Source organism: Roseospira navarrensis, assembly GCF_009601025.1.
Taxonomy (GTDB): domain Bacteria; phylum Pseudomonadota; class Alphaproteobacteria; order Rhodospirillales; family Rhodospirillaceae; genus Rhodospira; species Rhodospira navarrensis.
Map to the genome: position 1 here is coordinate 57,423 of NZ_WIVE01000017.1, position 10,908 is coordinate 68,330.

Annotated in this window: 9 protein-coding genes; all 9 read right to left on the reverse strand. The window is 70.5% G+C overall.

All coding sequences use genetic code 11. From position 1 onward, the window contains the following. Nucleotides 1-17 precede the first annotated feature (17 nt). Complete coding sequence (gene asnB / locus GHC57_RS07535) at nucleotides 18-1,877, reverse strand: asparagine synthase (glutamine-hydrolyzing) (RefSeq protein ID WP_153342805.1); 1,860 nt, start codon at nucleotides 1,875-1,877, stop codon at nucleotides 18-20. Nucleotide 1,878: 1 nt separating this feature from the next. Next, nucleotides 1,879-3,063 (reverse strand): glycosyltransferase, encoded by a 1,185-nt coding sequence (locus GHC57_RS07540; RefSeq protein WP_153342808.1) that lies wholly within the window; start codon nucleotides 3,061-3,063, stop codon nucleotides 1,879-1,881. Continuing rightward, nucleotides 3,060-4,070 (reverse strand): UDP-glucuronic acid decarboxylase family protein, encoded by a 1,011-nt coding sequence (locus GHC57_RS07545; protein WP_153342810.1) that lies wholly within the window; start codon nucleotides 4,068-4,070, stop codon nucleotides 3,060-3,062. The genes GHC57_RS07540 and GHC57_RS07545 overlap by 4 nt, the downstream gene beginning before the upstream one ends. Before the next feature lie 60 nt (nucleotides 4,071-4,130). Beyond that, a complete protein-coding gene (gene galE, locus GHC57_RS07550; RefSeq protein ID WP_153342812.1) occupies nucleotides 4,131-5,147 on the reverse strand; it encodes a UDP-glucose 4-epimerase GalE in 1,017 nt (338 codons plus the stop codon). 40 nt (nucleotides 5,148-5,187) lie between these two features. Continuing rightward, entirely contained in the window at nucleotides 5,188-5,802 is a 615-nt protein-coding gene (locus GHC57_RS07555) for a methyltransferase domain-containing protein (RefSeq protein WP_153342815.1), read from the reverse strand. Next, complete coding sequence (locus GHC57_RS07560) at nucleotides 5,792-6,547, reverse strand: glycosyltransferase family 2 protein (RefSeq protein ID WP_153342818.1); 756 nt, start codon at nucleotides 6,545-6,547, stop codon at nucleotides 5,792-5,794. The genes GHC57_RS07555 and GHC57_RS07560 overlap by 11 nt, the downstream gene beginning before the upstream one ends. A 29-nt stretch (nucleotides 6,548-6,576) precedes the next feature. Further along, entirely contained in the window at nucleotides 6,577-7,500 is a 924-nt protein-coding gene (locus GHC57_RS07565) for a TylF/MycF/NovP-related O-methyltransferase (RefSeq protein ID WP_153342821.1), read from the reverse strand. A gap of 122 nt (nucleotides 7,501-7,622) precedes the next feature. Further along, a complete protein-coding gene (locus GHC57_RS07570) occupies nucleotides 7,623-8,897 on the reverse strand; it encodes a glycosyltransferase (protein WP_170294742.1) in 1,275 nt (424 codons plus the stop codon). Nucleotides 8,898-8,916: 19 nt separating this feature from the next. Further along, nucleotides 8,917-10,632 carry a hypothetical protein gene (locus GHC57_RS19305; RefSeq protein ID WP_170294743.1) on the reverse strand — a complete coding sequence of 572 codons (1,716 nt, stop codon included), beginning with the start codon at nucleotides 10,630-10,632 and terminating at the stop codon, nucleotides 8,917-8,919. Between the last annotated feature and the right edge of the window lie 276 nt (nucleotides 10,633-10,908).

Here is a 10,908-nt window from a genome sequence, read left to right on the forward strand (position 1 = left end):
TCTGCGGATCGCGCCCCTCACCGGCCGGCCCCCCCGGTCGCCGGCGTCTCGCGCCAGCGCAGATAGACGTAGACGGCCCACAGCAGCACCGACTCGTCCCTGGCCCCGCTGGCGTGGTCCCGCAGGGCCGCGTGGATGGGCTGCGGGTCGAAGCGGGTCTGGCGATCCACCAGGGCCTCGAAGGCGTCGCGCAGCGGGCCGCCCCGGAACCAGGTGCGCAGCGGCAGCAGGAAGCCCATCTTGCGGCGGCTCAGGGTGATGGGCGGCAGATCGTTCCGGAAGGCGTCGCGCAGCAAGCGTTTTCTGACCCGCCCGTTGATGCGGTAGCCGTCCGGCAGCCCGAGCGCCCACTCCACCAGCGGACGGTCCAGATAGGGCAGCCGCCCCTCGATACTGTGAAACATGCTGGCGTAGTCGATCTTCTTGAGCATGTCGTTGGGCAGGTTGAAGTCGATATCCGCCAGTTGGATCGCGCGCAAGCCGCCATCGCTGACCGCGCTGAAGCGCGCTCCCAGATCGGCCTCGGCGGACAGGTCGAGACCGAACCGCCCCAGTGTGCCCGGCGCGGCATAGGTGCGCCAGTTCAGATACTCCGCCAGCGGATCGGTGGCCATCTTCTCGCGGGTCAGGGCCAGGGCCCGCAGGTGGGGCTGGCGGATGGCGGTCGGGTTGCCGGGCGCGGGCAGGGCCAGCAGCATCCGCTTGAGCATCGCCGGGATCCGGCGGCTGGCGGTCATGGCGGCATAGGCGCCGTAGCCACCGAACACCTCGTCCGCGCCGTCGCCGCTCAGCACCACCTTCTCGTCGATGTGCGAGAACAGATAGGCGGTCGGCAGCAGCGAGGCGTCCGCGAACGGCTCGCTCAGACGCCCGAACACCGTGTCGGAGAAGGCCAGGATATCCTCGACCTTGGCCGGGATCACCTGGTGGCGCACGTTGTGCAGGCGCGCGGTGACCGCGCGGGCGGCGTCGGTCTCGTCGAAATCCGGATCCTCCGGAAAGCCGAGCGAGTAGGCCGAGACCGGCTGGCGGGCGACCCGGTCGGCCAGCACCGTGAGCACCGAACTGTCGATCCCGCCGCTGACCAGGGTGGCCACGGGCACGTCCGCCGCCGCCATGCGCAGCGCCACGGCGTCCGTCAGGGCCCGGCGAAGGTGGGCGACCGCGGTATCGTAGTCGGGCGGCCCGTCCGGGAACGCCGCCGCCCGAGGCCGGTACCAGCGCTGCCGCTCCATCCGCAGGTCATCGGCCCGCACCACCACCCGCTCGCCGGGCTCCAGTTGCGTCATGGTGCGATAGGGCGCGAACGGCGCGGGGATGTAGGCGAAGCGGAAATACAAGCCGATGGCCTGCGGGTCCTCCGCCAGCGGAGCGCCGGCCAGCGGCGTCACGGCGCTGACCTCGGAGCCGAAGGCCACCCGGTCCGCCTCCTGCAGCAGGAACAGCGGCTTCTCGCCGAATCGGTCGCGGGCAAGATGCAGCTCGCGGCGCGCCGCGTCCCAAAGCGCGAAGGCGAACATGCCCTCGATGCGGTCCAGGAAGGCCATGCCGTGCCGCAGGTACCCGGCCAGCAGCACCTCGGTGTCCGACGTGGTGACGAAGGTCTCGCCCAGCGCCTCCAGTTCCCGGCGCAGGGCGCGGAAATTGTAGACCTCGCCATTGAAGACGATGGTTGCCGGGCCGCGCGTCATCGGCTGGTTGGCGCGCGGGTCCAGGTCGATGATGGCCAGGCGCCGGTGACCCAGCACCAGACCGTCGAGCCGTTGCACCTGGCCGGCATCCGGACCCCGGTGCGCGATGGCCGCCAGCGCGGTGGCGAGGGCGTCGTCGGACAGCCCCGCCGTGCCCGGGCCGATTGCGCCGAAAATCCCGCACATCTCAGGTCTCCGCCATCAGGGTGTCGTACAGGTCCAGGAAGCGGGCGCGGTTGGCCCGCGTGGAATACTGGGTTTCGGCCCGCTGTGCGGCCGCCTGCCCCATGCGGGCGGCGGCGTCCGGATCCGCCAGCAGCCGGCGCATCCCCGCCGCCAGCGCGTCCACCGACGGGGGCACGATCAGCCCGGTCTCGCCGTCGATGTGGCATTCGGTCACCCCCGGGGCGTCGATGACGACCGAGGGCAGCCCCATCGCCATGCCCTCCAGGACGGCGTTGCTCATGCCTTCCCAGTTGGAGGCGTGCAGGAACACGGTCGCCCCGCCGAGCAGGGCGCCCACGTCGCTGCGGTATCCCCAGGCGGTCACGGCCTCCGCGATCCCCAGGTCCCGGGCGAGGGTCTCAAGCGCTGCCCGCTCCGGTCCGTCGCCGACGATCCACAGGCTCCCCGTCCCGGTGGCGGAGCGGACCTGCGCGAAGGCACGCAGGATCCAGTCCTGCCGCTTGTGGGCCAGCAGGCGGCCGACACAAACGAACACCGGGCCGTCCGGGGCCGCCGGGGCGGTCGGCCCCTGTGCCGCCGCGCGCAGAGCGTCGATCTCCACCCCGTTGTCCAGCGTGACCAGCTTTTCCCGGCCGAACAGCGGCGCCAGGGAGTCCGTGACGGCGTGCGAGACCCCGGCGGCCCGGTCATAGGGTGCGTACAGCAGCCGGAAGACGGCGCGCCGCCCGTGCCGTTTCGCGATCCGGTGGATATAGACGTAACGCCGCCCGCGCCCCATCATCCCGAACGGCCAGACGACAAGCGCGGCCTGAAAGCCGTGGACCACGACGATCCGGGGCTTCAGGCGCCGCAGCAGGCGGCCCAGCCGCCACGCCATGCCCGGCAGCCGCACCGCCAGCCGGGCCAGCTCGGCCCAGGGCGACTGGTCGGGCGCCAGCGGACGCCGCCACAGGTCGTGGGTCCGGACCCGCGCGCCCGCCGCCTCGAACAGCCGCCGGCAGTCGTCGTCGCGATAGATGAAGGCGAAATGCTCCTCGACCGCGCCCCGGGGCTCGGTGGAGAAGTACCGCGAAAGCTGCGTCTCGCCGCCATGGGCGCCGTAAGTCCGCATGACGTGCAGCACGCGCGGCGGCCGGTCCGGCGCGGGTTCGGCCCGCCTGACGGGATCCCGGAGGGCGCCACTCATGGGGACGGCGCCTCCTCGGGGCTGCCGGAGAGCACCCGTGCGTCCGGGCCGATGCCGCCCGACAGCACGCGCTCGTAATACGCGATGGTCTGGATCAGTCCCTCGCGCAGTCTTGCCTTCGGTTCCCACCCCAGAATTGCGCGCGCCTTGTCGATGTTCGGCTGGCGTTGCAGCGGGTCGTCCACGGGCAACGGGCCCTCGATGATGGTTGAGCGCGAGCCGGTCATGTCGATGACGGTTTCCGCCAACTCCCGGATGCTGAACTCGCCCGGGTTGCCCAGATTGATGGGGCCGGTGGCGCGGTCGTCGGCGTGCATCATGGCGAAAATCCCGTCGATGAGATCATCCACATAACAGAACGAGCGGGTCTGGCTGCCGTCCCCGAACACGGTGATCGGCTCGCCTTTCAGCGCCTGGAGGATGAAGGTGGAGACCACGCGGCCGTCCTTCGGGTGCATGCGCGGCCCGTAGGTGTTGAAGATGCGCGCCACGCGGATTTCCATGCCGTACTGCCGGTGATAGTCGAAGAACAGCGTCTCGGCGCAACGCTTGCCTTCGTCGTAACAGGCGCGCGGGCCGATCGGATTGACGTGGCCCCAGTAGTCCTCGGCCTGCGGGTGGACCTGGGGGTCGCCGTAGACCTCGGACGTGGAGGCCTGGAAGATGCGGGCGCCCGTTCGCTTGGCGAGGCCGAGCATGTTGATCGCGCCGTGGACGCTGGTCTTCACCGTCTGCACGGGCGAGCGGGCGTAGTGGATGGGCGACGCCGGGCAGGCCAGATTGAAGATCCAGTCCACCTCCACATAAAGCGGGAACGTCACATCGTGCCGCAGGAACTCGAAGTTGTGATCGTCGAGCAGGTGCCGGATGTTGTTCCGTCGGCCCGTATAGAGATTGTCGGCGCATAAGACCTCATGGCCGTCGGCCAGCAGGCGTTCGCACAGGAACGACCCCAGAAAGCCGGCGCCTCCGGTGACGAGAACCCGTTTGGTTTCGGTCGTTTGCATGCCCTTCCTCCAGGCGCTGGGACGTCACGGGCGGCGCCGGGGGCCGAGGATCATCCGACGTCACGACGCACCTTTCTTGGCAGCGGCTGCGGCGGGCCGGGATGCGCGCACGCTCTGATGCCAGCGCCACGCGGTGCCCGCAATGGTGTCGAGATCCGAGAGCGTGGGGCGGAAGCCCAGCACCCGCGCGGCGTTCGAGGCATTCGCCACCAGTTCGGGTGGGTCGCCCGGGCGTCGCGACAGCACCCGCACCGGGACGGTCCGGCCGGTTATCCGCTCCACGGCGGCGACGACCTCCCGCACGGTGTGGCCTTGGCCCGTGCCCAGGTTCAGGGCCAGGGGCGCGCCGCCGGAGATCAGGTAATCCAGCGCATCCACATGCACGCGGGCCAGGTCGGTGACATGCACGTAGTCCCGGATGCAGGTGCCGTCCCGGGTGTCGTAGTCGTCGCCCATCAGGTCGAACACCGACCGCCCGCCCGTGATGGCCCGCAGGATGTTCGGCACCAGATGCGGTTCGGGGTCGTGCATCTCGCCGATCTCGCCGTCGGGGTCGGCCCCGGCCGCGTTGAAGTAGCGCAGGCAGACCTCCTGCAGGCCGTGGGCCTGACGGAAGTCCCGCAGGATGCTTTCCACGACCAGTTTGGTGTGGCCGTAGGGGTTGATGGGGTGAAGCGCGGCCGTTTCGGGAATCGGCAGGGCGTCCGGCACCCCGTACACCGCGCAGGTGCTGGAAAAGACGACATGGCGCACGCCCTCGGCCAGCAGCGCCTCGACCAGGGCGAGCGAGCCCCCCACGTTGTTGCGCCAGTACTGGCCCGGCGCCGCCACGGACTCGCCCACATGGATGAAGCCCGCCATATGGATGACGGCGACCGGCCGGTGCTCGCGCACCACCGCGCGCACGGCCTCGGTGTCGGCGATGTCGGCCAGGCACAGCGGGCCCCACTTCACCGCCGCGCGGTGGCCGTTGCACAGGCTGTCGAGCACCACCGGGCGGACGCCGCGCCGGTGAAGCTCCTTGCAGACGTGGCTGCCGATGTAGCCGGCCCCGCCCGTGACCAAAACGGCTGTCATGATGGCACCTCCCCCGCGCCCGGCCAGCCGGCCGCCGGAGTCACTGTCGCGCCGCCCGGCAGGTGACCATGGTGGTCCGGCCCGACAGGCGGCTGCGCCCGTACAGGTAGGAGAAGGTCACCCGGTCGAAGCCGGTCAGCCCCAGGAAGTAGCGCACCAGATGGTGGTTGGGGATGAAAATGTGCTGATCGTGCAGCGGGTGGCCCTCGGCCCAGTTCGGCCCGAAGAAGCCGGTGAACCGGCCGGCCAGCGCATAGCCCACGATGCTGCGCCAGTTGTGCACGTTGGGGAAGGTCAGCACCAGCCAGCCGTCCGGGTCGAGCAGTTGCCGGGCCTCGACGAGGAACTGGTAGGGGTTGACCAGATGCTCCAGCACCTCGGTGGAGACCACCACATCGAACCGGCGGCCCACCATCTCCTGCGCCCAACCGGCCCGGGACAGATCCACCTCCTCGATGCGGGCGGCCCCCGCCGGCACGCTCACGCGCCAGCCCAGGCCCGTCAGATCGCGGAAGCCCGCCTCGGCCAGCCGGCCCAGAACCTCGCCGCCGCCGCAGCCCAGATCGACCACCGAGACCGCCCGGTCCGGCGCTAACGCGGTCAGCCGGTCGGTGACACCCTGTCGGATCGCCATGCTGTTCGGATCATCCGCCACCGCTGCGCACTCCCCACCACACTCGCTTGAGTCTCTCCATGGCCGCCACCAGCGGCGCCGGCACCCCCGCCTTGCGCACGACCTGGGAGAATTCGTTCAGGCTCGTTTCCAGGTCCGTTGCCGACACGCCCTGCTGACCCATCACGGTCAACGGCACCGGGATGTGATGGGCCGGGTGCCGACGCAGCAGCCGCAGGATCATGTCGTGATCGGCCGCGACACGATAGCCCGGATCGTAGCGCCCGACCCGGTCGTACTGCGCGCGGCTGACGATCAGCGACGGATGCGGCAGGAATGCCGAGAAGTACAGCGGCCAGCGGCCCAGCCGATAGCGCTGCAGGACCTGCCCGCCGTCCGCGTGCTCGCGGATCAGGTCGCAGTAGTTGGTCCGGTTCGGGTCCAGGCGCGGCAGCACCTGCGCCAACACGGTCGGATCGGTATAGCGGTCGTCGGCGTTCAGAAGATGGATCCAGTCCCCGCGCGCCCGGGCGATGCCCTTGTTCATGGCGTCGTAGATGCCCCGGTCCGGCTCGGAGACCCAGCGGATGGCGTCGCCGTGGGCGCGCAGGATGTCCAGCGTGCCGTCCGTGGAGCCGCCATCGACCACCACATAGTCGATGGGGCCGACCGTCTGGCCCAGAACGCTCTCGATCGTCCGTTCCAGCGTGGCCGCCGCGTTCCACGTGACGGTGACGACGGAGAGCACGGGCCGGGCCGGGCCGCCGGTGGCGTGGGGCGCGGGCATGCTAGGCGCCGTCTCGGGTCTGGCGCATGCTACGCGCCCTCGGTGCCGGGGCGGTGGGCGCGGCCCGGGTCTTTCCGGGTGTTGACTTCGATCAGCACCTGGGAGCCATCCTCGCTGCTCGCCAGCACCCGCCAGTCGTCCAGCTTGTAAAGGTCCAGGAACTCCAGCCACGCCCGGAACTCGTGGTTCACCGAATAGAACTCGTCGAACAGGATCAGGTATCGATACCCAAGCTGCCCGCAGATCGTATCCAGCACCGGGCGGGTGGAGATGTACAGATCGGCGTCGAAGTGGATCAGGCGGATGTCCTGCGGCACGCCGTCGGCCAGGAAGCGCGGCAGGCTCTGCGCGAACAACCCGGATTCGATGCGGATGTTCGGCTGCGGCAGGTCCGGCCAGATGCCGGTCCGCCGGAATTCGGCCAGCACCTGCTCGCGGTGGGTCGGGTCATCGCGCCACAGCTCCAGCGGGAGCCCGTATCCCTTGATGGCGCCGCGCGGCAGCCCGTCCCAGCTTTCGGGCAGGCCCTCGAAGCAGTCGAACCCGACCAGCGTGATGTCCTCGGGCAGGCGCTCGTGGAAGTACTTCAGCCAGCCGCCGTTGTTGGTCCCGAACTCCAGGATGGTGCCGTCGCCCGCCATCTCCCGGATCCGGTTGATGGCCACGTTCCAGATCGGATGCTTGCCGATCTGCTTGTTGAAGGTCGGGACGAAGACGACATCCGGGTTCTTGGCGAGATGGCGGCGCCAGAAGTGCTCGAACCGCAGGGTGTTGCCGATCTTCTCCAGCAGGATGCCGGCCCGGACCAGCCGGCCGGCCAGACAGCCCGGCAGCCATCCCAAGTGCTGCAGCATCCGGCGGCCCCGCCCGGTGTGGCGCGGGCGTCGGGCGCGCGGGGCCGTGACGACGGGCAGTTCGGCGGGCAGTTCGGCGGGCGGGGCGGGAGGCGGCATGAGCGGCGACCTTTCAGCGGAACGATGGCGGCGGCGGTGATCCGTCAGAAGCCGGCCGGGGACCTTCCGGGTCCGGACAGGTTCTAGGTCCGGAGCGGCCGGGACTCAAGCCCGCAGGCGGGTCAGGCGGTTTGCACCACCTGCGAGAACAGGGCACGGTACTGGTGCGCGCAGGCGGCGATGTCGAAGCGCTGCTCGGCCTTGGCGCGGGCCGCGCGGCGCACGGCGTCGCCGCGCCGGCCGGCGTCCAGGATCCAGGCGATGGCGCCGGCCAGGGCCTCGGCGTCGCGCGCCGGGACGAGACGGCCGCACACGCCGTCGTCCACGATGTCCGGCATGCCGCCGATGTCGAAGGCCGCGACCGGCGTGCCGGCGGCCAGTGCCTCCAGCGCCACATTAGGAAGGTTGTCTTCCAGAAACGGCGCAACCAGAACGTCGGCGGCCGCATAGAGGGTCGCCAGCCGGTCCTCGTCGGAGATATGGCCGAGGGCGATCAGCGGCAGCCGGTCCCCGCCGGGCACGGGCGCGCCCGGCCGATTGCCGAAGACCACCAGCGTGGCCGAGGCGGCCTCGGGCCGGTCGGCGAAGCGGTCCAGGGCCGCCATCAACTCGGCGCAGCCCTTGCGCGGGTCGTCCGTCGAGGCCAGGGCGCCGAACAGGATCAGGTCCCGGTCCGGGGGCAGGCCGAGGGCCGCGCGCGCCTCCCGCCGGTCGCGGGGGCGATAGCGCGACAGGTCGATGCCCGTCGGGATCACCTCGATGCGGCGGTCGCGGAACAGGCTGCTGGCCCGGGCGCAGGCCGCGATCCATCGGCTGGGCGCGGCCACCGTGATGTCGAGGGCGCGATAGGCCCGAGCGCGGGTCCGCCACCCGTGCCGCGTGATGTCCCACGCCCAGCGGCTGCCGAGCATGGGGCAGGCGCCGCAGGCCCGCTCGTAACCGTGACAGTCGCCCGGATAGTGGCAGCCGCCGGTGAACGGCCACAGGTCCGACAGCCGCCACACCAGCGGCTTGCCCCGCAGGGCGCGCAACTGGCGCGGCGCGAGGAAAGCGCCGGCGATCCAGTGCAGGCAGACCACGTCGGCCGCGTCCAGCAGGTCCGGCCCGAGCCGGCCATAGCCCAGCGCGGCCGGCGTGATGAGGCCGGGCGCGCCGCCCCGGCCGCGAAACGGCTTCACGGTCGCGGCGTTGGCATAGGCGGCCAGATCCGTGCGGCGCAGGCTCGGGCCCGCCGCCACGATGTCCGGCGCATCCAGCCGCCGCCGTCCGGCCGCGAACCGCGAGTCCATGCCGGCCGCCAACAGCGCCCGGTGAAGGCGCAGGGCGGCCCGGTTGGCGCCGCCCTCGCTGTCGGACTGCGCCAGGTGCAGCACCCGGGGGGTGGGGGACGGGATCATGGACACCCCGCGCGGCCGCTCAGGCGTCCCCGCCCGACGCGGCGGGCGGGGCGGTTTCGGGACCGACGGTGAAGTCCTGCGCGCCGCTGCGCAGCCAGTCCGCGATCGCGCGCACGTCGGGGGCGTCCAGCGGCCGCGCCGCATGATCCTCGGCCAGATCGATGCGCAGGGTGGCGCCCGCGTCCCGGTCGTACCCGAAGCGGATCGAGGACAGGTGCAGCGGCCGCTGCAACAGCATGCCGTCGGCGTAGCGGCGGGCCAGCTCGATCTCGTGTTCGGTGGGCATGGGCAGGCTGTCCAGACGGGCCAGCGTGGCCTCGTACTCCGGCACCGAGCGCGGGTCGAGGGTGAAGCCCAGCCCGTCGTAGCGCCCCGTTCCGGCCGTGATGACCCGCAGGCCGAGGGCGGCCGCCTCCACGCCCACCGTCCCGCGCACGGTCAGGCAGATGTCGCCGACCGCGAACAGCGACAGCGTGGACACGTCCGTGTCCGCCGGCAAAATCTTCACGTGGTTCGGGACCGCGCCGAACTCGCGCAACACGTCGGATTCGGAGAAACTCTCGATGCCGTCGCGGTGGTTCTTCACCAGGTTGGCGGGGTGCAGCTTGATGACCCAGTTGACGGAGTCGTTCTCCAAGGCGGCGGCGGCGGCGGCGCGGAACCAGGCCTCGTAGTCGGCGTAGAGGTCCTCGCCCCAGAAGAACGTCGCGTCCCAGAAGATGTGCGGGAACAGCAGCACCGTGCGCCGGGTGGGGTCCAGGCCCAGATCGGCCCGCAGAGCCTCGCCGGCGGCCAGTCGTGCGCGGAACTGCGTGCCGACCTCGCCGTACCACTGGCCGCTGCGGTAGCAGAACTCCAGCTCGGCCTTGACCCGCTCCCAGTCCTCCGGGCCCCAGGGTCTGGCCGTCTGCCGGGCCCAGGTCTCGTCGGACAGGGAGGCGGGATGGACGTCGCGGTTGGTCGGGCCGTAGCGCTTCAGCATCAGCGTGTTGTCGCGGTGGGCCGCGTTGAAGGTGATGGGCTGGATGCCGTGGGCCACGCAGACATCGAACAGCGGCCCTTCCGGCGTATAGCCGCGATCCACCAGGGCGACGACCTCGGGTTTCCAGCGCTCCACCATGGCGATGGCGGCGGCGGTGTGGTCGAGCGTCTGATCCAGCAGCACCGCCAGATCGGCCTGAGCCCCCGGGTCCCGTGGGTCGATGTGGCCCTGGCGGCGGCGGCGCATCAGGGTGGAGACCGCGTACTTGCCGACGCGGATGCCGCGCCACGTCAGCGCGAGAACGTCGTCCTGGGTGCGGCAATCGGCCAGTTGGCGCAGCATGTCGCGTTTGCCGGTGGTGTCGGCCCGATCATCCCAGGCCGCGAACCGGCGCACGCCGCAGGCTTCATAGAGCCGGCGGGCGACCCGGCTGCCCTGCGACGGCAGCATGGCCACGGGCTCGATGCCGGCCGCCGCCATGCCGGTCAGGACCGGAAGCTGCATCAGCACGTAGGGCGCCTGGTCATAGGAGACGATCAGGCCGACGCCCGACGCCGACCCGCCGGCCGCCGCGATGGCCTCGGCGATGGGGGACAGGCGGGCGTGTTCACGCGCCAGCAGGTCGTCGTTGCGGCGGGCGAGCCGGCGGCGGTCGGGATCGACCCGCTCGTGGACGGTGCGCGCCAGCGGCGCCAGCCCCAGGCGGCGCACCGCCTGCTTGGTGGAGTCACTGCGGAGAAACGAGGGGATCATTGCGTTTATATATCCGATATCTCGCGGTTTAATTTGCTAACCCATTCCTGATCGTAACCGCAATGAAAGGCGAGGTCCAAAAGACCGGACAGCTTTTCTATTTCATGTAATGTCGAAAATACTTCTTTTGCTTCTTTTTCGGAATCAGGCCATTTCCATACACTGGGCGGCCGTATATTGCTGCAAATGTAATTTACGAAAGGCTTATCCCTTTGAGTCCGGGACCACATCATGTGGTGACAGGTGGCCTGAAACGGCGTAGAACATAACGTGAAC